This window comes from Paractinoplanes maris (genome assembly GCF_023544465.1).
GTDB lineage: Bacteria > Actinomycetota > Actinomycetes > Mycobacteriales > Micromonosporaceae > Actinoplanes > Actinoplanes maris.
The window spans coordinates 256,401-279,808 of record NZ_JALPVL010000017.1; the positions used below are offsets into that span (position 1 = coordinate 256,401).

The window sequence follows — 23,408 nt, forward strand, 5'->3', positions numbered from 1 at the left end:
GTGCCGCTCGACTTCACCGATCCCGCGTTCATCCAGGACCCCTACCCCGCCCTGGCCCGGCTGCGGGACCAGGGCGCGGTCACCTGGCACGAGCCGACCGGGCAGTTCCTGGCGGCCACCCACGCGGCCGCCGGCGCGGTGTTGCGCGATCGGCAGCTGGGCCGGTTCTGGCACGACCGGGAGCCGGCCGAGGTGTACGAGCCGTTCAACCTGCTGCACCGCAACCAGATGATGGAGAACGAGCCGCCCGTGCACACGCGGCTGCGCTCGCAGGTGGCCCGGGCGTTCGCCCGCGGGCACGTCGCCCGGCTGCGGCCGGCCGTGGCGGCGACGGCCGTGACCCTCGTACGGGAAGCGGGGTCGACCTTCGATCTGCTGGCCGACGTGGCCGAGCCGCTGGCAGTCACGGTGATCGCCGAGCTGCTGGGTGTGCCGGAGTCCGACCGGCCGCGGTTGCGCCCGTGGTCGGCGGCCATCGTGCGGATGTACGAGGTCTCCCGTACGCCGGCGGTCGAGGCCGCCGCGCTCGACGCCTGCCGGGAGTTCGCCGCCTACCTGCGACGGCTGGCCGCGCGGCGGACCGCCGAGCCGGCCGACGACCTGATCAGCCACCTCGTGCCGGTGCTGTCGGCCGACGAGGTTGTCGCGACGGCGATCCTGCTGCTCAACGCGGGCCACGAGGCGTCGGTCAACGCCCTCGGCGGCGGCCTGGTGGCGTTGCTGCGGCATCCGGCCGAGCTGGCCCGGCTGCGCGCCGACCGGTCGCTGCTGCCGGCCGCGGCTGAGGAGATGATCCGGTACGACTCCCCGCTGCACCTGTTCGCCCGGACCACCGCCTCGGACGTGACTGTGGCCGGCGTACGGGTTCCGGCCGGCACCCCGATCGCGGCGCTGCTCGGCGCGGCCAACCGGGATCCGGCCGTGTTCACCGCGCCGGACAGCTTCGACGTGGGCCGCGACCCCAACCCGCACCTGGGTTTCGGCGCGGGACGGCACTTCTGTCTCGGCGCCCCCCTGGCCCGGATCGAGTTGCGGGCCGCGCTGGAGGCCCTGCTGGCGTACGACCTCGACCTGGCCGCCGAGCCGGTCAACCGGCCCACGTTCGTGTTGCGCGGCTACCGCGAGGTGCGGCTCACCCGGACGTGACCGGCAGCGAGGCGAACCCGCGCAGGGTCAGCCGGTCGCGGCGCTCGGGCTCGCCGGTCAGGGCCAGCCGGGGCAGCATCGTGAGCAGCAGCGGCAACGCGACCTGGGCTTCGAGGCGGGCCAGCGGGGCACCGAGGCAGTAGTGGGCGCCGCCGCCGAACGAGACCGGCTGGACGTTCGCCCGGTCGGGGTCGAAGCGGTTCGGGTCGTCGTAGCGGGCCGGGTCACGGTTGGCCGCACCGAGCAACATGGTCAGCCCGGCGCCGGCCGGCACGTCGACGCCGTCACCGAGCTCGACCGGCCGGGTGGTGAACCGGGACGTCAGCTGGACCGGTGAGTCGTACCGGAGAATCTCCTCGACGAAGGCGGGCGCCAGCTCGGCGTCGGCCCGCAGCCGCCCGGCCTGATCGGGGTGCCCGAGCAGCAGGTGCAGGCCCAGGCCGAGCAGGTTGGCAGTGGTCTCGAAGCCGGCCACGAGCAGCAGCACCAGGTTGGCCAGCAGCTCCTCGCCGGTGAGCGTGTCCCCCGCGGCGATCAGGGCACTGGTCAGATCGTCCTGCGGGTTGCGCTGCCGCTCGGCGATCAGGCCGACGAAGTAGTCCTCGAGGTCGCGCCCGGCCGCGTCGGCCAGTTCCATCTCCTCGACCGTGCTGATCGGCTCGAGCACCACGGTCAGGTCGGCGGCGCGCTCGCGGAACCAGACGCGGTCGGTGGCCGGGACGCCGAGCAGGGCGCAGATGACACCGATGGGTAGCGGGTAGGCGAACGCGGTCATGAAGTCCGCGGCCGGCGGCATTGCCTTGATCAGCTCCTCGGCCTGCCCGGCGATGACCTCGCGCATGCCGCCGATGCGCTTCGGCGTGAACGTGGCCGCGGCAGCCCGGCGGACCCGGGTGTGGTCGGGCGGGTTGCTCTGCAACATCGACAGCACCACCGAGGCGACACCCCGGTTCTGCCGCCACTCGGGCCAGAACTGGTCGTAGTCGCCGGCGTCGGCCAGGCGCACGCTCGGGTCGCGCAGCAACCGGTTGGTCAGGGCGTGCGTGGTGACATACCAGCGTTCGTCGGGTGCCAGGAAAGCCGGGGCGTGTGCCCGGAGGACGTCGTAGGCCGGGTACGGGTCGTGGCGTCCCTCGGGGGTGAACAGCGAACCGAGCGCGGTCGGAAAATCCATGCGTCTCATCATCCGCGTTCGCTCGCCCCGGCCGCAGCCCCGGGCCGCGGTCGGGCCGTTGGTGGGCGGGCCGCCGCCCCGGCTGCCCGCCCACCCCGGCACGTGACCACCGCCTCGCGCCTGGACGAGCGTTCCCCCGGCGGCGGTCACCCCGGCCGGCCGGCCGCGTCCCCGGTTCCCGATGGGGGCGTCCGGCTCTCAGCAAGCTGAAGGTGCCTCGTTCACGCTATGGAGCCCGCGGGTAGCAGCGGAATCGGCCGTACCATCAGGCCACCCCCTCGGCTGGGGGGTCCGGCGCGGACTGTTCCGCCGACCCCGGGCGGGTTCAGCCGACCGGCACATGCGCGGTGATGAAGCCCCAGGCCGCGCTGGCCCGGTCGACCCGGTTGTAGATGCCGACCCAGGACTGCGGGTGTCCCTTGAGGTCCGGCGCCTCGCAGGTGACCCGGTCGGCCGCGCCGGCGGTGACGGTCTGCAGCTCCAGCCGGTCGCCGCGCCGCACGAACATCGGGCCGCCGCTGTCGCCCCGCGTCGAGCCGCCCTCGACGGACGTCACAAAGGTCATCGACGACCGGGGTGAGTCCGGGAACAGGCACGGCCCGGTGTTCACCGAGGCCAGGCTGGTCACCCGGACCTGACCGGCGTGCTGGGCGGGCCGGCCGGCAAAACCCAGGACCTCGGCCCGCGTCCCGGCCGGAGCCGCCCGCGAGGCGATCCCGGCCGGCGTGACGGAGGTGACGGGCTCTGCCAGCTCGAGCAGGGCCACGTCGTTGGCCAAGGTCTGGTCGTCGTAGCCGCCCATCCGCCAGACGGCGACGACCGGCCACCGGGCGGTGCCCGGGGCAGCCGGGCGGACCACCATGTCGCGGGCGCGGTAGGCCCGGCCCGGCTGACGGTCCCGATTGGTGCAGTGCTGAGCGGTGATCACCCAGCGCGGCGCGATCAGGGTGCCCGTGCAGGCCAGCCCGTCGTCGAGCAGCCCGCGGTCGGCCTCCACCCGGACGACGGCCGGGTTGCGCTCAGCACCGATCTCGGCGGCCTCGGCTTTCGAGCTCACGAGGGCCGAGGCCTGCCCGGTCATGGCCCAGGCCACAAAGGCGGCCAGGCCGACCGAGGCCATTCGTCCCCATTGATGACGAGTCACCACCCCGGACCCCTTCGTAGCGTTCCGCCATGACCCCCTCACGTTACGAACAGAACAGGCTCCAAGGGAATCCCCCGACCCCACCGGACCCGATATCCGATCCGTTTACCTCAAAAGAGGAACCCACCGACGCACAACCGCGGGCTGGTCGAGCTCACTGGTCGAGCAGGTGGCTCTCGAACGTGGGGCGGTGGGCGAGGATGTAGTCGGCGTCGGTGAGGTAGAGCAGGTGGTGGCCGTCGGCCAGGTGGCCGGCGAAGGCCTCGTGGCCGGCCGCGGCCGCTGTGCGCATCAGGGTGACCAGGGCGTGCAGGCCGACGGCGACCGCGTCGACGAGGGCGGTGCGGCCGGCGCGGTCCAGGCCGTAGGAGTCGCAGAACGTGCGGAGGCGCGCTGCCTGGTCGTCGGTGGTGCCGAAGCCGTCGGTGTTGCCGGGGGCGGTCAGTGGCACCCAGCGATAGACGGCGTAGGCGACGTCCCACAGGCGGGGGCCGGGGTGCGCGAAGTCGAAGTCGAACATGCCGGCCACCCGGGTGCCGTCGAGCACGCAGTTGTACGGCGCGAAGTCGCCGTGACAGAGGACCTCGACCGGGTCGAGCGCGGGGGCCTGCCAGCCCTCGCGCGGGGCCGTGGCGGCGAAGGTGGCCGTCGCGTCGTGATAGGAGCGCAGCAGCGCGGCGGCCGTGGTCAGCGCGGGAGCCGACATCGCCGCGGCCAGGGGTGGATAGTTCGAGACGTCGCCGGGCAGGAACGACAAATACTCGTACCCGTCGGAGATCTCCCGCCGGACGCGGGGCACACCGGCGAAGCCGGCCGCCTCCAGGTGGCGCAGCAGCTCGTGGACGTGGGGCGACCACGGCCCGGCCGGGCGGCGCACGGTGTCACCGATGCGGACGATCTCGTTGATGCCGCCGGGAAGGATCTCCATGGGGCAACCCTAGGAGGCGTGGACTCCGGCCACCGCTATCAGGCCGTCGGCGAAGGTGCGGCGCCAGTTGATGTAGTCGTGGCCGCCGGTGTATTCGGCGTAGGAGACCGAGTAGCCGCGGGCCCGCAGCGCGTCGCGCATGGCCCGGTTCACGTCGATCTGGGTCGGGCCGTCACCGGGCGGCGCGGGATGGGTCTCGAAGATGCCGACGTCGAGGTAGAAGCGGATGTCGGCCGGGGGCCGCCGGGCCACCTCGCGGATGAGCCGGCCGGGGTCGTCACCGGGCCACCAGAAGCTGCCCGACTGTGAGATCACCGCGCCGAACGACTCCGGCGAGCTCAGCGCCAGGGCCGCCGCGGCCAGTCCGCCCCGGGACACGCCCGCGATCATGTTGGCCCGCCCGTCGGCGCCGGCGCCGAGCTCGGTGCGCGCCCACGGCAGCAGTGTCCCGGTCACGAAGCCGGCCATCGCGGAGCCGGGGGTCAGCTCGTCGTCGCGGGTGGCCGCGTAGTTGCTGACGAAGAGGGCGACCAGCGGCGGGATCTCGCCGGCGGCGATCAGATTGTCGAGGATGGTGGGGATCCGCTGCGCGGTGCGGGCGATCCAGCCGTCGAAGACCACGAGCACGGGCAGCCCCTCGGTCGGCGTCCCGGCCGGGCGGTAGACGGAGACCGGCGGTGACAGTGGAGCGTCGACCAAAGTTCCGGCCGGCACCCCCGGCCGCGGCTCGAGCCAGGGCTCGGCGGGCGCGTCGGGCAGCGAGAGCACCGACAACCACGCGTCGGAATCGTCCGGGTCGCCGGGTTCGCCCTCGAAATACTGCCGCAGCGGGTTGAAGGCGTCGACGTGACACGGCCCCTGCCCGGAAGGGTCGGCCGGGAGCCCGTCGGCCGCGTCGTGGGCGAAGCAGTAGATCGTGCGCAGGTCGGACGGCAGCACCCGGGTGGCATACCAGAGGTCGGTGCCGGGCAGCTGCTCGAGCGCGATGTCGAGCCCCCACCACACCCGCGTGCTGCGGGCCGCGCCCCGCCACAGGAACGTGACCAGCCGCGAGTCGTCGCGCCAGTCCTCGATCAGTGGGGTGCCCGAGGCCGTGACCCGTCGCCAGAACTCGTCGAGCGAAGCCGGTTCGTCGAGCAGCGCGTCGAGCAAGGCGTCGAGCTGTGGACTCTGCACAGGGCACTCCCGGGCAAGGCGGAGGGTGAGCGATCCGCCACTGAGAGTTTCAATCGGATCTTTCAATGTCAAGAAGACGATCTTCCCGACGCCCGGGCACCCCCGCGATCCCGCGCTATCTGGCGTACGTGGACAGTCCGGCCAGCAGGGCGCCGAGTCCCGCCTTCGCATCCGCGAACAACATCGCCGTCCGCGGGTCGGAGTACAGCTCGTTGTCGATGCCCGCGTAGCCGTGCCCGAGCGACCGCTTGATCACGATAACGCTCTTGGCCCGGTCGACCTCGAGGATCGGCATGCCCGACACCGGGTTGCCGGGCCGGCGCGCCGCCGGGTTGGTCACGTCGTTGGCCCCCACGACCAGCACCACATCGGTGCGCGGGAAGCCGGGATTGCTCTCGTCGAGGTCGGCCAGCTGCTCGTAGGGCGCGTTGGCCTCGGCGAGCAGCACGTTCATGTGGCCCGGCATGCGCCCGGCCACCGGATGGATCGCATACTCCACCTCGACGCCGCGCTCGGTCAGGGCCTGGGCCAGCGCCACCGCCTCGTGCTGGGCCTGGGCCGCGGCCAGCCCGTAGCCGGGGACGATCACCACCCGGCCCGCGTAGGCGAGTTGGATCGCCGCGTCGTCGGCCGTGATCTCGCGGACGGACGAGGACCCGGACCCACCGGCCACCGCGACCGCGTCGCCCGTGCCGAAACCACCCGCGATGATCGCGCCGATCGGCCTGTTCATGGCGTCGGCCATCAGCTTGGTCAGGATCGCCCCGGCCGCCCCGACCAGCGCCCCCGCGATGATCAGCGGCGTGCTCCCGAGCACGAACCCGGCCATCGCCACGGCGGTGCCGGTGCAGGCGTTGAGCAGCGAGATCACGACCGGCATGTCGGCCCCGCCGATCGGCAGGGTGAGCAGCACGCCGGCGGCCAGCGCGGCCGCGGCCGCACCCCACAGCGCGGGCGTGCCGCCGTCGAAGCCGACGACCAGCACCGCCGTCACGGCCGCGACGACCGCGAGCCCGATCGAGATCAGCCGGCCGTAGGGCACGACGATCGGCCGCCCGGGGACGCGCCCGGCCAGCTTGCCCGAGGCGATCAGCGAGCCGCTGAACGTGAGCGCGCCGATCAGCACGTCGAGCACGCCGGTCACCTCGGCCTGGGTCGTCGCCGGGTGCTCGCCCAGCGCGATCAGGGCCGCCGCGCCGCCGCCGACCGCGTTGAACAGGCTCACCAGCTGGGGCATCGCCGTCATCCGGACCACCCGCGCGGCCACCAGCCCGGCCACCGCGCCGGCGGCCGTGCCGACGCCGAGCGCCCAGGCCGCCCACGTGTCGATCTGCCGGCCCTCGATCAGCACGGCCACCGTGGTCAGGATGGCCAGCCCCATGCCCGCGGCCGACACCTGGTTGCCGCGCCGGGCGGTGGCGGGCGCGTTCATCAGGTGCAGGCCGGCGACGAACGCGGTCGCGCAGACCAGGTAGATCAGGTGGACGATCGTGTCGAAGGCGCTCATCCCCGGCTCCGGAACATGGCCAGCATGCGGTCGGTGACGACGTATCCCCCGGCGACATTCATGGCGGCGAAGAAGGCGGCCACCGCGAGCAGGGCGTAGCCGGCCGGGGTGGAGATCGTGGCGGCCAGCAGCATGACGCCGACCAGCACGACCCCGTGGATGGCGTTGGCGCCGGACATCAACGGCGTGTGCAGGGTGGCCGGCACCTTGCTGATCACCTCGAAGCCGACGAGCAGGCCGAGCGTGAAGACGGTCAGATCGGCCAGGAGCAGCGGGCTCATCGGGTCTCCTTCTGATAGTCACGCAGCCTCGGGTGCACAACCTCGCCGCCATGGGTCACCAGCACCGCCGCGAGGAGCTCGTCGGTGCCGTCGAGGGAGAGGATTCCCTCCGGCATCAGATTCTGGACCAGGGCTACGACATTTCTCGCGTACGCCGTGGAGGCCGCGACCGGCACGGTGGACGCCAGGTTGGGCGCGCCGATGACGGTCACGCCGTGGTCGGTGATCGTCCGCGTGTCGGCCGTCGCACCGGCCACGTTGCCGCCCAGGTCGATCACCACCGAGCCCGGGCGCATCACGGCCAGCGCCTCCTGCGAGACCAGCAACGGGGAGCGGCCGCCGGGCACCTTGGCCGTCGTGATCACCACGTCGAAGCGGGGCACGGCCTCGGTCAGGGCGGCCAGTTGCCGGGTGGCGGCCTCCCCGGCCAGCTCTCGCGCGTACCCGTCGGCGGTCTGCTGTCCCGACGCCAGCTCCAGCACGGCGGCACCGGTCGAGGCGATGTCGGCCCGCGCCGCCTCGCGCACGTCGTAGCCGGTGACCAGCGCCCCCAGCCGCCGCGCGGTGGCCAGCGCCTGCAACCCGGCCACGCCCGCGCCGAGCACCAGCACCTGGGCCGGCCGGGTGGTGCCGGCCGCCGTCACCAGCATCGGGAAGAACCCGCCGTAGGCCTCGGCGGCCAGCAGCGCGGACTTGTAGCCGGCCACGTTGGCCTGTGAGGTGAGCGCGTCCATCGGCTGGGCCCGGCTCAGCGTCCGCGGCAGCAGGTCGAGACTGATCGCCGTGACACCCTGGGCCGCCAGCATCTCGGCCGGCGCGGGATCACCGAGCGGGTCGAGCAGCCCGATCAGGATCCGGCCGGCGGCCAGCGCGGCGAGGTCGTCGGGAGGCCGCACCACCAGCAGCACACCGCTCTCGTCGTACACCTGTTGTCTCGACCCGACCTCGGCCCCCGCCTCGGCGTACGCCTGATCGTCGAACCAGGCCGGGCGCCCGGCACCGGCCTCGACGAGCACCCGGAGGTTGCCGCGGCGCAGGAGCGCGACTCCGTCCGGGGTCAGCGCCACCCGGCGTTCGCGGCCGGCGGTCTCGCGCAGGACTCCCACTGTCGTCATCGACATATCGAAGCCCTATCACTTCCCGCTCGGCCCGGCCACCCGCCGGACGGTAGGGTCGCCGCATGGCGGAACGGGTCGGCGAGGGCGTCTGGTCACTGCAGGGCGAAACGATCACCCTTCCGGTGGAGATCACCTCGGCCCGGTTGACTGCCGCGGTCTTCACGACCCGGGCCTCCTCGGCCCGCTCGGTGCTGGGCGAGACCCCCCTGCGCCCGTTCTCCGTGTTCGGCCGGGCCCTCGGCATGATCATGTGTGTCCACTACGACGAGTGGGCGCTCAAGTCCTACGACGAGGTCGGCGTGGGCCTGCTGGTCCGCGGCCCGTCCGGCCCGCCGGGGCTGCACCTGGTCGATCTGCCGGTGACCGGCGCCTTCACCCGCGAGGCGGGCCAGGACTTCTGGGCCCTGCCGAAATGGCTGATGGACGCGGACCTGCGCTTCTCCAAGATGGAGACCGATGTGGTGGTGCGCGACCGCACCACCGAGGTCGTGCGGGCCTCGTTCCGGCACGGCCGCCTGCGGCTGCCGTTCGCCGTGCGGGCGACGCTGCCCTCCTGGTCCTATCTGGACCGTGGCGCGCAGGCGGGCCGCGTGCTGCGAGGCCGGGTCCCGATGCGCCTGTCCGGCGTGCGTCTGGGTCGAGGTGCGTTCCGCGTACGGCTGGGAGACCACCCGATGGCGGCCCGGATGACCGCCCTGGGCATGACCGGCAAGCCCCTCCTGACCGTCCACGCCGCCCGTCTGCATGGCCCCCTCGACGAGTTCACCGAAGTCTGACGTCGCCCCCGGCACGGTGCTGCCACATCTCGCGCGTCATCTCGTACTCCACCTCACCCAGCTGCGATCCGGGCAGGGGATCGTCCCAGGCCGGGTAGTAGGTGCGCACGTACCGCAGGCCGACGGCCTCCATGACGCCCCGCGAACCGGCGTTCACCGCCATCGTCTGCGCGATGACCCGGCTCAGCCCGACCGTGCCGAAGGCGTGCCGCAGCAGGGCGCGGGACGCCTCACTGGCCAGCCCCTGCCGCCAGGAACGGCGCACCAGGCGGTAACCGAGCTCGCCGACCGACGGGTCGTCGGGCTGGTCGGGCCCGTGGGCCGGCGGCAGCATCATCAGCCCGACGAAGCTGTCGTCCGGCGGCGGCGAACCCGGCCCGGACCCATCGGATGCGAAGGCCATCCAATAGCCCAGCCCGTCGACCTTCGCGCCCAGAGCCATCCGCTCGGCATGGCTGGCGACCACCTCGGGCCGCGACCGGGCTCGTCCCCAGAGATACCGCAGCACCTCGGGATCGGCGTCGAGCCGCACCTCCAGCTCGAGGTGCCGATCGGCCAGCGGAACCATCACCAGACGAGCGGTACGCAGAATCGGTTGTGGCACCCGGCGACGATCACACAGGAACCGCCGTCGCGCGAGGAGGTTTCGTCGATCGCGACCCGATCACCGACAGCCGCCGGCCGGGATCGCCGGCACGGAGGCCGAGATGGCCGTGCCGCCGCCCGGCTCCGACTCGATGTCGAGGCGGCCGGCCAGTCGCTGGACCCGCCGGCGCATGCCGGCGAGGCCGAAACCACCGTCGGCGGAGGCCGGCGAACGCCGGGCGCCGGGCTGGAAGCCCACCCCGTCGTCGCGGACGTCCAGGGTCACCTGGTCGTCCATGTACGACAGGGTCAGGCCGACCCGGCTGGCCTTGGCGTGTTTGGCCACGTTGGCCAGCGCCTCCTGCGCGGCCCGCAGCAACGCCACCTCGACCTCGGCGTGCATCGGGCGCGGGTCGCCGGTCGTGGTCAGCACCGCCTCGATCTCGTGGACCTCCGACCAGCGCCGCACGACGTCGTCGATCGCCTCCGGGAGCCGGGCCTCGGCCAGTACGTGCGGCTCCACCGCGTGGACCGTCCGGCGAGCCTCGGTGAGGCTCTCGCGGGCCAGGCTGACCGCGTTCGTGACGTGCCGGCGCGACGCCGGCGGCCCCTCCATCGTCTGCTGGGCGGCCTGGAGCTGGGCCAGGATGCCGGCCAGGCCCTGGGCCAGGGTGTCGTGGATCTCCCGCGCCATCCGTTCCCGCTCGTCGTGCACCCCGGCCTCGCGGGCCTGGACCAGCAGCCGGGCGTGCAGGCCGGCGTTCTCGGCCAGCGCCGCCTCGATCCTGGTGTTGGCCTCGTGCAACTCCGCGAGCGCCTGCTTCTGCCGCCGGTCGCGCTGATCCCCCATGTCGATGAGGTAGGACGAGCCCCAGGCCAGCACCGTACTGATCAGACTGATGGCGAGCCACGCCCACCAGAAGCCGCCGCTGATGGTGGCGATCCCGCCGAGATAGGACACTGCCATGATCATGGAGGTGGCGGCGGCACCGGCGTATCTCCACCGGCCTCGCAGGTAGTGGAACGCCTGGGGATAGCCGGCGAAGGCGAACAGGCCATACCAGGGCGCGGTGGCCACCAAGGCGGCCGCCAGCAGCATGAGTACCGCGTAATAGGCGCCCATCAGCCGGGAGTTGCGGTGCCAGGCCGGGTGCAGGACGTGGAACCACAGCAGCCAGAGCGCGGCCACGACCGAGAGAGCGAGTGTCGCCGGCTGGTGCGGCGCCTCGCCCCGGAGCGGCAGCAGCAGGGCGATGACAGTGCACACGGCCAGAAGCAGATGTGGGAGGACCCGCAAGGCGGCCGTCTCCTGGCGCTCCCAGCGCTCGAGATCCGCCCGCAACTCGGCTTCGATGCTCACGACCTGCTCCAGCGGAAGTCACATATCCTTGGCGTCCCGCCATGATGGCACGGGCGCGGAGGCGTAGCGTGCGGGTGTGACTGTCATTTCGCTGATGCTCGGAGTGCCGGATGCCGCGGCGGCGTCGGCCTGGTATCAGCGCGCTCTGGGGGCCACCGAGCTGTGGAGCGTCGGGTCGGTGGCCGGGCTGCGGATCCAGGGGGCGCCGTTCTTCGTGGCCGAGCCTTCGAGTCAATGGGCCAGCCCGGTCGCGGCCGGGACCACCACCGTACGGGTGGAGGTGTTCGTCGAGGACCCGGACGCGTTCGCCGAGCGGGCCGCCGCCGCCGGGGCGAACTATCACGATCCGGTGCGCGACCACGAGGCGCCGTGGGGCACGCACCGGCAGGGCGGGTTCTTCGACCCCTTCGGGCATTTCTGGCTGGTGGGCGACAAGTCACCGCTGAACCCCCCGGGCGAGGGAGACGGTCCCCCTCGCTGAGGGATCCGCGCCGGCGGGCTTCCGGCCAGGCTCAGTGCATGCAGACAACAACGACGACGACCGGCCCGGGCATCACCTCCGCGGTGGTCGGCTGGGCGGTGGCCTACGGCGGGGTCCGGCTGGTCTGGGCGGTCGGCGGGGCGCCGGCGTTCGAGCCGTTCGGGTCGGATCTGCTCGGCTTCACCGGGTGGTGGGCGGTCGCGTTGTGTGCGGCGGCCGGGGTGCTGGCCGTCGTGCTGCACCGGACGACGACCTGGCGGCCGGCCCTGGCCGGGGCGGCCTGGGCGGTCGCCGGGCTGCTGGTGGCGGCCGCGGGCATCCTGCTGCCCGAGCTCGTGGGATTCCTGCTGCTCAGCGTCGGGCCGTATTTCGACCCGCTCGCCTTCGCCAGCCGTCTCGGGTGTGCGGGCGGCGCGGTCCTGCTCGGTCTGGCGATCGCCGGATATCAGCGGCGCACCCGGGGCGACTGTCCCGCGTGCTGCCGGACCGGCCGGCCGGGCGGGCGATCACCGGCACCGGCCGGGTGGGCGCGCCTCGCCGCGTACGCCGCGGTGGCCGGTCTGACCGCCCGGTTCGTCGCCCAGGCCGTGGTCGGGTTCGACGGGCTCACCACCAACACCCCGGTGATCGCGCTGGAGGTGGGGATGCTGCTGGCCGGCATCCTGCTGCCGATGGCACTGGTGCACGGCTGGGGCCGGATCTGGCCGCGCTGGGTGCCGCTGCTGGCCGGCCGTACGATCCCCCGCCTCATCCTGTTGATCCCGGGGTTCGGTCTGGGCGTCGGTCTGGTGGCCTACTTCGGCATGGGCCTGGTGCAGCTGGCGTCGGGCTCGGTCAGCCAGTTCTCCGACACGTTCCTGCTGGTGGCGATGTCGGCCTACTGCGTCTGGGGTCTCGGCCTGGTCGTCGCGTCCACCGACTATCACCTGCGGACCCGGCGCGAGTGCGCTCGCTGCGGCCGCTGACCGGCCCGTCGAAGGCCGACGGCAGCACGCTCGCGGATCTCCGACCCGTCCGGCATCGTCAGACTCCGTATCTCGTTGTCGAGACGAACGCCGGCGACGCGCCCGGGGAGCAGACGCCGGTGAACGTGGCCGACGTCGGCCACCGCCTCCCACACCCGCTGCGCCGGTGAGTCGATCACCGCTTCGACGCGGACCGTGGCCATCGTGGAATTCCCCTGAGCCGGTGGAGCGACGTTGTCGGGGGCACACGGTAGCGTCCGCCGCATGGATGAGACCGCGGCGACCCGGCAGGCAGCGATGGACTATGTGGAGAGTCTCGACCGCCGCGACTGGCCCCGGCTGACGACGCTGCTCGCACCGGACGTGGTCTACGAGATGCCACAGACCCGCGAGCGGATCCGCGGCCGGGCGGCCTTCCTGCGGTTCAACGCGGACTATCCGGGTGACTGGCACCTGCGGGCGCGCCGGGTCGTGGCCGACGGCCGGGCCGCCGCCCTGGTGCTGGACGTGCGGGTCGGGGCCGACGGGCTCGACGCCTGCGTCTGGGTCGAGGTCGGCGACCACGGCCGGATCAGCCGGATCACCGATTACTGGCCCGAGGCGTACGATCCGCCGGCCGGCCGGGAACACCTGGTGGAGCGCTACTGAGGGAGCAGGGAGTCGAAGACGGCCTCGCGGTCGAAGGTCATCGCCTTCTCCAGTGCCCGGGCGGCCATCTCGGCCTTGTCGGCGTCGGTCATCTCCAGGACGGCGTGGTCGAGCGCGTCGGCCAGGGCGTTGATGTCGCCCGGCTCGACCACGATCGCCGTGTCGCCCACCGCCTCGCCGGTGCCGCCGGTCAGCGTGGTGATCACCGGGCCGCCGCCGGCCAGCATCTTCTCGGCCAGGGCGATGCCGAAGGTCTCGACGAAGTCGGGCTCGGGCTTGGTCGGCAGGGCGTAGGCCGCGCAGCCGCGCATCAGCAACGGCTTCTCCTCGTCGTCGACGTCGGTCAGGAAGACGATCCGGTCGTCCTCCTTGGCCATCGCCCGCACGTGTTCCAGCGCCGGGCCGTTGCCGGCGATCACCAGCTTCACGTCGTCCCGGCTGCGCATCTGGCCGTACGCGATGACCAGGTCGTAGATGCCCTTGGCCCGGGCCACCCGGGAGAGGAAGAGGATGTAGCCGTCCCGCTTCAGGCCGCGCCGGGCGAGGGCGTCGTCGACCGCCTCCGGCTTCAGGTCGAGGTAGGCCGAGGAGTCGATCGGCGGATAGCTGACCGTGACCCGGGCCCGGCACTGCTCGGCGAACGACGTCCCGCACGAGGCGTCGACCTCGAGGGCCGACGCGATGATCTCGTCCTTCGTGTACTCCGAGACCGCGACCACCTCGTCGTTGGCCAGGAACGTGGTGAACAGGACGGTGGCCGCGCCGAAACGGCCCTCACGCAGGCACTGCTTGATGACGTTGGTGACGTCGGAGCCGACCGCCTTGGCGATCGTGCGCACCTGCGGGGTGAAGCCGGCCGCGCGGGCCGCGTTCACCGCGTCGACCACGACCGTCTGGTGCGGCACCAGATACATCGACAGGCAGACGGTCGGCACCGGGTCGGCCAGCAGCTCGACCAGGCGGCCGGTGAGCCCGGCCAGATGCCGGCCGTCCGGCACCCGGTAGTCGCCGACCGCCTCGGGCCGCTCGACGGTGATGCCCTCGCTGTAGGGCAGGAGCCGGTCGAGCGGCTTGAGCGGCAGCCCGGCGGCCTGCAGCACCGCGATGGGCCAGGTCAGCAGGCGGACGTCCGTGAAGCCCCGGGTGAGCGCGACCTCGGCGAGGTTGCGGGCCTCGCCGGAGTGGCCGCAGATCACCGGGTCGGCGCGGACCACGATGACGAGACGACGGTCAGGCTTGTTCAACGAGGGTCCTCCTCAGGGATCGGACAACGACGGCGGCCGGTTTGCTCTCCCCCAGTCCGACGGCTCGGGGCCCAGCCGCAGGTGCAGCCGGCCGCCGCGATGGACGTCGGCCGCGCTCAGGTGCGTGGCGGGCAGGGGTTCGCCGTTCAGGGTCGCCTCCTGCACATACAGCGGCGGGGGCTCGTGGTCGAGGCCGTCGACGCCGATCGGGGTCTCGCGGTGGCCGCTGGTCTCGATCACGAAGTCGCCGCCCGGGGCCTGGATCGTGGCGTGGGCGAAGGCGGGCGCGTTGATCAGGAACAGGTTCTGGCCGGCCACCGGGAACAGGCCGAGCGACGCCCAGACGTACCAGGAACTCAGCCCGCCGGAATCGTCGTTGCCCGGCAGGCCACCCGGGCCCGTGCCGAACTGCCAGGTCAGCGCGGAGTGCACGATCTCGGCGGTGCGGTCGGGGCGACCGGCGTAGTGGTAGGCCCACGGCGCTTCCATGTCGGGCTCGTTGTTCAGGCCCTCGAAGCGCTTGAGCGCGTAGCCGGCGGCCATCTCGGCCGCGGTCGGGCGCCGGCCGGGCTGCTTGACCGCCTCGGCGCCCAAGCCGAAGAACCGGTCGAGCTTCTTGAGGAAGCGGGCGTCGCCGCCGGCCAGCTCGATGCGGGCGCGCATGTCGTGCAGCAGGCGGAACGAGTAGTTCCACTTGCCGCCCTCGTAGAACTCGGAGTTCCTGAGCAGGCCGCTGTCCGGGTCGAAGGCGTTGACCCAGCCCCGGCTGCGCTCCTCGAGGTCGGCGGCCAGCCGGTGGTCGCCGAGCGCGCGGGCCACCCCGGCCGTGCAGTGGTAGCCGATGGCCAGGTCGAGCGTGTGCGTGATCGGATGCACGACGCCGTGTTCGTAGAAGTCCTCGCCGTACATCCGGCGCAGGTCGTCGGCCATGTGCACGAGCGCCCAGGCCCAGTCGATGCGCGAGCTGCCCAGCGCGTGCGCGTCGGCCAGGGCGGTGTGCGCGAGCGCGCTGGCCTGCCGGAAGAACCGGTCGGCGCCGCGGGCCATCCGGTAGCCGATCGGGAAGTTGCCCTCCTCCTCGCAGACCCGGATGAGCGACTCGAGCAGGTCGGCCGCCCGGTCGGGCACGAGCACGGAGAGCAGCGGGATCTGCGTCTTGTAGATGTCCCACATCGTGCAGACGTCGAACGCGTACGGCCCGGAGTCGGGCCAGAACGGGCTCTCGTCGTCGGCGAAGCACGGCTTGATGAGCGAGTGGTAGAGCGCGGTCGACAGCACCGTCCGCCGGGCCGGGGTGCCTCCTTCGACCTGCACTTTCCCGAGATGCTCGCGCCACTTCGCCCTCGTTCTCGCGCGTACGGCGGTGAAGGCCGGGCTGTCCGTGCCGCACTCCCGGTGCAGGTTGTCGCGGGCCTGGTCGCCGCCCCGCAGCGAGAAGCCCAGCCGCACCTCGATCGTCTGCCCGGCCCGGGCCGAGCCCATGAAGAGCAGACCGAACGGGCGCAGGTTGGTGTGCCGGATGCTGTCGAAATCGAGCCGGGTGCCGCCGTCGATCAACCGCCGGTCGTACCAGAGCATCTGGCGCCAGCCGGGGCTGTCGACCTCGACGTGGACCGAGAGCGGCACACCCTCCATGACCACGGTGCCCTGGGCCCGGCCGTGCCCCATGCTCTCGATCTGGGCGCGCAGCGGCACCGTGCGGCCGAGCTCGGAGGCCAGGCCGCCACCGGACAGGTCGATCACGACGCGGGCGCTGCTGTGCGCCGGGAACGTGTATCGGTGCACCGCGACCTTGTCGCCGACGGTGATCTCGCTGCGGATGCCGGTGCCCAGGGTGGCCGCGTAGTAGCCGGGCGAGGCCTCCTCGTCGTGCAGCGGCCACGACTGCCCCAGCTCGTCGAGCGGCTGCACCATCGGGGTCACCCGGACGTAGTTGTAGTACTTGCGGATGGCGCCGGTGCCGGACTGCTGGAAGTGGGTGAACCCGGACGCCTGCATCCGGTCGAACATCGGCTCGGGCACGCCCTCGGTGTTCTTGGTGTAGAGCCCGTAGCCGGTCGGGTAGGCGCCGGAGTAGGCGCAGGCCGACACCATGCCCAGCGGGGCCGTGGCGCCCGGGTGGGTGTTGCCGACCTGGGGTTTCGGGAACCACCACGTGGCGGCGAGACCGCGGGCGGGAGGCAGATCCGTCGCCGCGGTGCCGATGAAGGGGTCAACGTTGTCGAGAATGGCCGGACTCTATCCAGCGAAAAGCGGCGGGTGGTTTCGGCAAGGTGAACTCCCCAGTCAGATTTGATCTTGGATAGGACTGCCTCGTGATCCAGTCTGTCGGACATCCGGCTGAACGCACCGTTCAGATACCCATTCGGGCAGCGTCGCGGACGGGAGGACGTCTGGGACGATCTGGTGCGTGAAAGGGACCTATCGGCTCGGCATCGACCTGGGCACGACACAGACGGCGGCGGCCGTGCGCGACGACGCGGGCCGGGTGGAGGTCGTCCGGCTCGGGGGGCGCCGCGCCGAGATCCCGTCGCTGGTGTTCGTCAAGGACGACGGCGGGCTGCTGATCGGCGAGGCGGCCGAGCGGCGGGGGCTGGCCGAGCCGGCCCGGCTGGCCCGCGAGTTCAAGCGGCGCATCGGCGACCCGGTGCCGATCCTGGTCGGTGGCGCGCCGTTCTCGGCCCACGCGCTGACCGCCAAGCTGCTGCGGCACGTGCTCGACGAGGTCACCCGGCTGCAGGACGGGCCGCCCGCGGCGGTCACGCTGACGCATCCGGCCAACTGGGGACCGTACAAGAGGGAGCAGTTCGCCCAGGCCGTGCGGCTGGCCGACGCCGGTGAGGTCGAGCTGATCACCGAGCCCGAGGCGGCGGCCCGGCAGCACGCGACGGCGCGGCGGATCGCCGCCGGCGAGACCGTTCTGGTGTACGACCTGGGTGGTGGCACCTTCGACGTGGCGCTGCTGCGACGCGACGGGGACGGGTTCGCGCTGGTCGGCGAGCCCGAGGGGATCGAGCAGCTGGGCGGGGCGGATTTCGACGAGGCGGTGTTCTCGCATGTCGTGGCGGCCCTGGGCAGCACGGCGCAGGAGCTCGACCCGGACGACCCGGCGGTGCTGGCCGCGCTGACCCGGCTGCGGCGCGACTGCGTCGAGGCCAAGGAGGCGCTCTCGTTCGACACCGAGACCGACATCCCGGTGGCGTTGCCCGGGTTGCACACGCGGGTGCGGCTCAACCGGTCCGAGCTCGAGTCGATGATCGCGCCCGCGCTGGAGGACACGATCGCCGCGACCCGGCGGGCGCTGCGCGGGGCCGGGGCGCAGGTGGGACAGGTCAGCGCGGTCCTGCTCGCGGGCGGGTCGTCCCGGATCCCGCTGGTCGCTCAATTGCTGTCCGAGGAGTTCGGGCGGCCGGTGGTGGCCGACCCGCATCCGGAGCACAGCATCGCCCTGGGCGCGGCCGTAGCCACCAGCGCACCGGCGTCACCGGCACCAGCCACGGCGGCACCAGCCCCGGCACCAGCGATCCCCGCCGCACCGGCCTCTCCGCCGAGCAGCGAGGACATCCGGCAGAGCGTGCCGACCGATCCGTGGGCCGACCCCGCTCCCGCGCCGACGCGGACGATGCCCACCCAGCCCGGTCCGCCTCAGCGCATGCCCGTCGCCTTCATGCCGGGCGCCGCCGCGGTGCCCGGCGCCTTCCCGGACCCCGGAACCGCCCCGCTGACCGGCACTGCGTCGTTGAACAACACGGCTTCGGCACCCCCGACGCCGGCGGCCACGCGTTCCTTTCGCGCGCCACAGCCGGGGGCACCGGGCGAGGCTGCGCTGTCGAACCCGTACAAGATCGGACCGATCAAGCCGGAGCCGCCTCGCCCGCGCCCGGCCCGACGGCGCCTCGCGGTCGCCGGCGCGGCAGGCGCCGTGCTCATCGCCGCCACCGCCGCGACCCTGGTGGTGCTCAACCGAGACAACGGCCAGGACGAAGCCGTCGATAACCCGGTCTCAGCGCCGTCCCCGGCCGGAACCCCGATCCCCGGCATGACGACCGACGCGAGACTGGTCGTCCGGGTCGACACCGGCCCGGTCTCGATGACCGACCGGATCTCCACGGTCGCCCTCGTCAAGCCGGGCCTCGGCACGGCCCGCGAGCAACTGCCCGGGACGGTCGACGGCGACACGCTGCCCCGATGGTCGCACGACCGCAAGCAGATCGTGCTGACCCACCTCAACCCCGGTTCGACCAGCGACATCATGGTGATGGACGCCGACGGCAGCAACCGCCGCAAGCTGGCCGGCGGCGCCACCAACGGCCGGGCCTCGTGGTCGGGCGACGACACGCAGATCGTCTTCGTCAGAAAGGTCGGCCCGGTCAACCAATTCTTCACGATCCCGGCCGCGGGCGGCGAGGCCAAGCAGCTGACCACGTCGGACGACCCCAAGGACGACCCGGTCTGGACCTCGAACAACGACGCCATCGTCTTCTGGCAGGAGCGTGACGGGTCCCGCTTGCTCTACGCGCGGCACGTCGTGCGGGGTGTGGAACGCCGCATCACCGACCCGGGCATGGGCCCGGCCGTCGACCCGGCGCTCGACCCGGACGACCACTTCATCGTGTTCACCAAGCAGATCGGGAAGAACGACTCCGACATCTACATCGTGGCCAAGGACGGCACCTCACCGCCGCGCCGGCTGACCGACTCCCCCGAGCGCGAGATGGACCCGACCTTCTCCCCCGACGGCAAGTGGATCGCCTTCGTGCGCGGCACCTACGAGGAGCCCACGATCGTGGTCATGAAGCCGGACGGCACGGGCGAGACCGTGCTGACCAAGCCGGGCGACCGTGAAGGTCACCCCTGCTGGTTCTGACCGGCCAGGATCCCCTCGCAGGTGCGGGCGGCGGCGCGCGCCGCCGTTCGCAGGTCACGGGCTGAGAGCGGATGCTCGGCGAGGCGCTGCCAGCGCGCCTGAGCCGACTTCGCGGCGTCCGCGATCTCCTCGGCGGGCGCGCCGGCGGCCAGGCCGAGGCGGTCGCGGGGTGTGCCACCGACGCCGCCGAGCAGGCGGTCCAGCTCGGCGCGGCGGTCGTCGGCCACCGGCAGGCGGCCCGAGCGCAGCTGGTGCAGCAGGCGCAGCTCGACGAACTCGTGGGCGCCGGCCCGGATGCGCTCGGCCCCCGCGACCAGCGGCGAGCCGGGCGGCAGGCACTCGTCGAGGGCGGCCAGGGCGCTGCGGGCCTTGAGCACCTCGGCCCGGCCCTCCAGATGGGTGGTCAGGACCTGGCGGAGCTCGGTGATGCCGCTGCGCTCGGTCAGGGCCGCGGCCAGGCCGGCCGCGTCGCTCACGTCACCCTCGTGGATCAGGCGCACCCCGAGGCGTACGCCGAAAAGGCCCAGCCGGGTCAGCAGCCGCCGCCGATCGTCGCCGCCGGCGGCGAACCGGTCGGCGGTGAGCAGCAGCTCGAGGATGTCGTCCAGGGGCAGCGCGGCGACCTGGGCCAGCACCCGGAACTCACCCTCGCGCAGGGTCGCCCCGGCCGCGCCGAGCAGACCTGCCACCGGCACGACGACCGGGCACAGCTTGCGCAGCCGCTCGTCGGTGGCGTAGCGGGCGGCCACCCGGCCGGCGGCGGTCATCGCGTCGAGCCGGCAGCCGCCGATCTCGTCGGCCCGGGACAGCACCCCGACCGCGTTGACCGGCGTCCCCGCCCCGTCGTCGCCGTGGAACGCCTCCAGGAAGCGCACGTCCCCGCCGTGCAGGTGCCGCAGCAGATAGATCACCGCGTCGGTCCGGGTGGCCCGTTCTCCTTCCGCCTCCAGGAAGGCGGTCGTGCGGGCCGACACGTCGGCCGACAGCGACTCGATGCCGGGCGTGTCGATCAGCGTGTGCCGGCGCAGACGGGCGCTGGGCACCCGCACCTCCAGCCGTTCGACCTGATCGGCGGGCCGGCCGAGGTCGATCCGGACCGCGCCGTCGCGCCGGGTGAACGGTCTCGCCTCGGCGTTGCCGTCCTTGAGGTACGAGGTGACGGTGTAACCGGGCCCGTCGGCATACCAGGTGACGACCCGGGTGCACTCGCCCGCGTCGGTCGGCGCCAGCTCCTCGCCGATCAGCGCGTTGAGCAGCGTCGACTTGCCGGCCTTGAGCTTGCCCGCGATGGCCACCCGCAGCGGCTCGTCGAGGCGCCCGCGGGCCCGGGCCAGGCGGGCGTCCCGGGTCTCGGCGACCGCCCGGTCGAGCAGCGCCCTGGTCTCGTCGAGCAGGCTCACCCGGACAACCTCTCCAGGCGGCGGCGCTGCTGCTCGACGCCGGCCGCCCGCCGGCGGCGCTGGTCGTCGGGCAGCGCGGCGACCTCGCGGACGGCGGCCTCGGCCGAGGCGGCGGACCGGCTCAGCTCACGGGCCCGGGCCGCGAACTCGTCCCGCAGGTGGCGCTGGGTGCGCCGGACCGCCTCCCGGCTGTCGCGGCCGACGTGGAAGCCGACTTCGTCGACGTACCGCCGAAGCTCTTGACCGGTCTGGTGCCGCCGCTGCTGGACCTGGCGCTCCTTCTCGGCCTTGACCAGGCGGCGGCCGAACGCGACACCGGCCAGCAGCCCGAGCGGGGCGGCCCAGGCCACGCCGACCAGGGCGCCGACCCCGCCGAGGAGGAAGAAGCCGCCGTACGCGACGCGGGCCGCGGTGAAAGCGCCGAGGAACTGCTGCATGGTGGACCGCTGGAAGTCGAGCTGGAAGTCGCGCGCGTGGACGGCGGGCCGGGTCACGGGCAGGGTCGCGCTGACGTCGTGCGCCTCCAGACCGAAGCGCTCGGCCACGTCGGACGCCAGCTGCTCGGCCCGGGTGACCAGCAGCATCAAATTGTCGGCGGCGGCCCGGGCGGCCTCCCGGGCAGCCCAGGCCTGGAAGTCGCGCCAGGTGTCCCGCGGATCCGACTCGGCCAGCAGGGCCTCGCCCCGGTTGATGATGAGGCGGAGGCGTTCGCGCAGGTCGTGGTCGACGTCGGCCGCCAGGTCCTGGATGCCGTCGCCCAGCACGGTCTGCCAGGTGCCGGTCTCGAGCCGGGCGCTGCGCCGGGCGCGCTCGGCGTAGCGGTCGAGCTGACCCGGGTCGGCCTCGGCGTCGAGCCGGTCGCGGAGCTGGGCAACGACGTAGGCCAGCTCGGCGCGGGCGGCGGCGGCCCGCCCCGCGGTCTCCTCGTCGGCGATCGCGCGCAACAGCCCGACCAGCCGCGGGAAACCGGACTCCTCGTTGAGGGCGACATCGCCGCGGGCCTGGGCGCGCACCCGCAGGAACGACGAGACCCCGATGACCGGCACGGCCAGGCCGGCCCGGGCCAGGTGACCCTCGTTGATCGCCGCGATGCGGCGCCACTCGACGTGCAGGTCGGTCTTGGTGAGTACGAGATGGGTCCGGGGGCAGCGTTCCACCGTACGCCGGAGGAAGTCGACCTCGGGCGCGGTGAGCTCCTGCGCCGCGTCGGTGACGAACAGGGCCGCGCCGGCCGACGTCACCGTGGCCAGCGTGAGGTTGCCCTGGGCCGAGTCGAGACCACCCACTCCCGGCGTGTCGAGCACGGCGAGGCCCGCGCCGAGCAGCCGCCGGTCGATCCGGATCTCGACCGCCCGCGGCGGCGGATCGGCGTCGCTCCCGGCGATGTGCCGCCCCGCCGCCTGGAGATCGATCGGCTCGGGCTGGTCGTCGGCGCCGATCAGGTAGGCGGCGGGCGGACGTCCGAATCGGAGGATCGTCGGCAGCGCGGTGACCACGTCGGCGTCGACCGGGCAGACGTCGGTGTGCAGCAGCGCATTGATCAACGAGCTCTTGCCCTGCTTGAACTCGCCGACCACCGCCACGGCCAGCGCCTCCGGCCGCTCCAGCCCCGCCGCGGCCCGCTCGAGCCGCCCGGCGAGGTCGGCCCGCCCCGCACCCACGGCGAACTCCCGAGCCTCGGCCAGCTGGGCGAGCACCCCGGCCGCCGTCGCGCTCAACCGCTCCCCCTCCGCTCGCAACGCCCGACCATAACCCCCGCACCCGCCGTCGCCCCTCGGTCCCCCCGGCAGATTTCCGACACGTCCAGCCGTCGCCTTCCGAAAGGTCCGGCAGCCGATACCGTGCGATCATGACCGAGACTCAGCGCAAACCCGTCCCCCGCAACGACGACGGCGAACTCGACACCGCGCTGGCCTTCCTGGATTTCGCCCGCGAGTCGGTGCTCAAGAAGACCGACGACCTGACCGACGACCAGCTGCGCCGCGTCCTGGTCGACTCCGGCACCAACCTGATCGGCCTGATCGCCCACCTGACCGACGGCGAGCGCTATTGGTTCGGCCACCACGTGGCCGGCGTCGGCCCGGCCGACGCCTACGACTTCGAGATGACCGTCCCCACCGACGTGCCCACCGCCGACGTCTTGGCCGGCTACCGCGCCGCCATCGAGGACAGCAACCGCATCATCCGAGCCGCGGCCGACCCCACCACCCCGGTCGCCCACCCCGTCGACGGCAAACAGTTGACCCTGCGCTGGGTCCTGGCCCACATGACCAGCGAGACCGCCCGCCACGCGGGCCACGCCGACATCCTCCGCGAACAACTCGACGGCATCACCGGGCGCTAGGCAGGCCTCATGGGGACTAAGTCGTCCTGCAGTGACACTGTGCCGGCGGCGCCGGAGCCGGACAAGCGCCTCGAGATCGTTCTCGCCGAGGCGCTGCTCGCACATCAGCAGTCGCTGCTCGACAACCTGAGGTCACGGGGGACTGTAAGAAAAACGGTGTAACTCCTGATCAAGGAGACACCTGATGACCGTGACGACAGACGCCGTGAATACTTCGGCGGTGGCCAAGAAGAAGACTCCGGCGACCAAGCCGGAGGGTGTGGA

Annotated in this window: 20 protein-coding genes; 7 read left to right on the forward strand and 13 right to left on the reverse strand. The window is 72.8% G+C overall.

Annotated features, from left to right (window positions below; all coding sequences use genetic code 11):
• On the forward strand, positions 1 to 1,146 hold the full coding sequence (locus NAG42_RS40635) for a cytochrome P450 (RefSeq protein WP_250037848.1): 1,146 nt from the start codon (positions 1 to 3) through the stop codon (positions 1,144 to 1,146).
• Here the strand turns inward: NAG42_RS40635 and NAG42_RS40640 are convergent.
• The 7 genes from NAG42_RS40640 to NAG42_RS40670 all read right to left on the reverse strand — a co-directional run bounded on the left by NAG42_RS40640 (position 1,133) and on the right by NAG42_RS40670 (position 8,471).
• Positions 1,133 to 2,320 carry a cytochrome P450 gene (locus tag NAG42_RS40640; protein WP_250037849.1) on the reverse strand — a complete coding sequence of 396 codons (1,188 nt, stop codon included), beginning with the start codon at positions 2,318 to 2,320 and terminating at the stop codon, positions 1,133 to 1,135. The genes NAG42_RS40635 and NAG42_RS40640 overlap by 14 nt on opposite strands.
• Before the next feature lie 325 nt (positions 2,321 to 2,645).
• Positions 2,646 to 3,440, reverse strand: a complete 795-nt coding sequence (locus NAG42_RS40645; RefSeq protein WP_250037850.1) for a S1 family peptidase — start codon at positions 3,438 to 3,440, stop codon at positions 2,646 to 2,648.
• Between the two features lie 178 nt (positions 3,441 to 3,618).
• Entirely contained in the window at positions 3,619 to 4,392 is a 774-nt protein-coding gene (locus NAG42_RS40650; RefSeq protein WP_250037851.1) for a phosphotransferase, read from the reverse strand.
• A gap of 9 nt (positions 4,393 to 4,401) precedes the next feature.
• A complete protein-coding gene (locus NAG42_RS40655) occupies positions 4,402 to 5,568 on the reverse strand; it encodes an alpha/beta hydrolase-fold protein (protein WP_250037852.1) in 1,167 nt (388 codons plus the stop codon).
• Positions 5,569 to 5,683: 115 nt separating this feature from the next.
• Positions 5,684 to 7,075 carry an NAD(P)(+) transhydrogenase (Re/Si-specific) subunit beta gene (locus NAG42_RS40660; protein ID WP_250037853.1) on the reverse strand — a complete coding sequence of 464 codons (1,392 nt, stop codon included), beginning with the start codon at positions 7,073 to 7,075 and terminating at the stop codon, positions 5,684 to 5,686.
• Complete coding sequence (locus NAG42_RS40665) at positions 7,072 to 7,356, reverse strand: NAD(P) transhydrogenase subunit alpha part 2 (RefSeq protein WP_250037854.1); 285 nt, start codon at positions 7,354 to 7,356, stop codon at positions 7,072 to 7,074. The genes NAG42_RS40660 and NAG42_RS40665 overlap by 4 nt, the downstream gene beginning before the upstream one ends.
• On the reverse strand, positions 7,353 to 8,471 hold the full coding sequence (locus tag NAG42_RS40670; protein WP_250037855.1) for an NAD(P) transhydrogenase subunit alpha: 1,119 nt from the start codon (positions 8,469 to 8,471) through the stop codon (positions 7,353 to 7,355). The genes NAG42_RS40665 and NAG42_RS40670 overlap by 4 nt, the downstream gene beginning before the upstream one ends.
• A 65-nt stretch (positions 8,472 to 8,536) precedes the next feature.
• Between NAG42_RS40670 and NAG42_RS40675 the strand changes: the two genes are divergently transcribed.
• Entirely contained in the window at positions 8,537 to 9,250 is a 714-nt protein-coding gene (locus NAG42_RS40675; RefSeq protein WP_250037856.1) for an acetoacetate decarboxylase family protein, read from the forward strand.
• On the opposite strand, the gene NAG42_RS40680 is transcribed toward NAG42_RS40675, so the two are convergent.
• Both NAG42_RS40680 and NAG42_RS40685 read right to left on the reverse strand, forming a co-directional pair.
• Positions 9,237 to 9,854 carry a GNAT family N-acetyltransferase gene (locus NAG42_RS40680; RefSeq protein ID WP_250037857.1) on the reverse strand — a complete coding sequence of 206 codons (618 nt, stop codon included), beginning with the start codon at positions 9,852 to 9,854 and terminating at the stop codon, positions 9,237 to 9,239. The two genes, NAG42_RS40675 and NAG42_RS40680, sit on opposite strands and share 14 nt — an antisense overlap.
• Before the next feature lie 60 nt (positions 9,855 to 9,914).
• Positions 9,915 to 11,195, reverse strand: coding sequence for a sensor histidine kinase (locus NAG42_RS40685; RefSeq protein ID WP_250037858.1), 1,281 nt, complete (start codon positions 11,193 to 11,195; stop codon positions 9,915 to 9,917).
• Between the two features lie 76 nt (positions 11,196 to 11,271).
• On the opposite strand from NAG42_RS40685, the gene NAG42_RS40690 reads away from it, so the two are divergent.
• From NAG42_RS40690 to NAG42_RS40700, 3 genes are all read left to right on the forward strand, one after another.
• The gene (locus NAG42_RS40690; protein ID WP_250037859.1) at positions 11,272 to 11,676 is read left to right on the forward strand and encodes a VOC family protein; all 405 of its coding nucleotides are present in this window, start codon (positions 11,272 to 11,274) and stop codon (positions 11,674 to 11,676) included.
• 38 nt (positions 11,677 to 11,714) lie between these two features.
• Complete coding sequence (locus NAG42_RS40695; RefSeq protein WP_250037860.1) at positions 11,715 to 12,641, forward strand: hypothetical protein; 927 nt, start codon at positions 11,715 to 11,717, stop codon at positions 12,639 to 12,641.
• A 264-nt stretch (positions 12,642 to 12,905) separates the two neighbouring features.
• On the forward strand, positions 12,906 to 13,289 hold the full coding sequence (locus tag NAG42_RS40700) for a nuclear transport factor 2 family protein (protein ID WP_250037861.1): 384 nt from the start codon (positions 12,906 to 12,908) through the stop codon (positions 13,287 to 13,289).
• On the opposite strand, the gene NAG42_RS40705 is transcribed toward NAG42_RS40700, so the two are convergent.
• Together NAG42_RS40705 and NAG42_RS45240 are read right to left on the reverse strand one after the other, a co-directional pair.
• On the reverse strand, positions 13,283 to 14,533 hold the full coding sequence (locus NAG42_RS40705; RefSeq protein ID WP_250037862.1) for a glycosyltransferase: 1,251 nt from the start codon (positions 14,531 to 14,533) through the stop codon (positions 13,283 to 13,285). The two genes, NAG42_RS40700 and NAG42_RS40705, sit on opposite strands and share 7 nt — an antisense overlap.
• Positions 14,534 to 14,545: 12 nt before the next feature.
• The gene (locus tag NAG42_RS45240) at positions 14,546 to 16,762 is read right to left on the reverse strand and encodes a glycoside hydrolase domain-containing protein (RefSeq protein WP_308201251.1); all 2,217 of its coding nucleotides are present in this window, start codon (positions 16,760 to 16,762) and stop codon (positions 14,546 to 14,548) included.
• Between the two features lie 181 nt (positions 16,763 to 16,943).
• Between NAG42_RS45240 and NAG42_RS40715 the strand changes: the two genes are divergently transcribed.
• Positions 16,944 to 19,400, forward strand: a complete 2,457-nt coding sequence (locus tag NAG42_RS40715) for an Hsp70 family protein (RefSeq protein ID WP_250037863.1) — start codon at positions 16,944 to 16,946, stop codon at positions 19,398 to 19,400.
• On the opposite strand, the gene NAG42_RS40720 is transcribed toward NAG42_RS40715, so the two are convergent.
• Both NAG42_RS40720 and NAG42_RS40725 read right to left on the reverse strand, forming a co-directional pair.
• Entirely contained in the window at positions 19,382 to 20,800 is a 1,419-nt protein-coding gene (locus NAG42_RS40720; protein WP_250037864.1) for a dynamin family protein, read from the reverse strand. The genes NAG42_RS40715 and NAG42_RS40720 overlap by 19 nt on opposite strands.
• Positions 20,797 to 22,539, reverse strand: coding sequence for a dynamin family protein (locus tag NAG42_RS40725; protein ID WP_250037865.1), 1,743 nt, complete (start codon positions 22,537 to 22,539; stop codon positions 20,797 to 20,799). Before NAG42_RS40725 ends, NAG42_RS40720 begins: the two co-directional genes overlap by 4 nt.
• 110 nt (positions 22,540 to 22,649) lie before the next feature.
• Between NAG42_RS40725 and NAG42_RS40730 the strand changes: the two genes are divergently transcribed.
• A complete protein-coding gene (locus NAG42_RS40730; RefSeq protein ID WP_250037866.1) occupies positions 22,650 to 23,144 on the forward strand; it encodes a DinB family protein in 495 nt (164 codons plus the stop codon).
• The last annotated feature ends 264 nt before the right edge of the window (positions 23,145 to 23,408 follow it).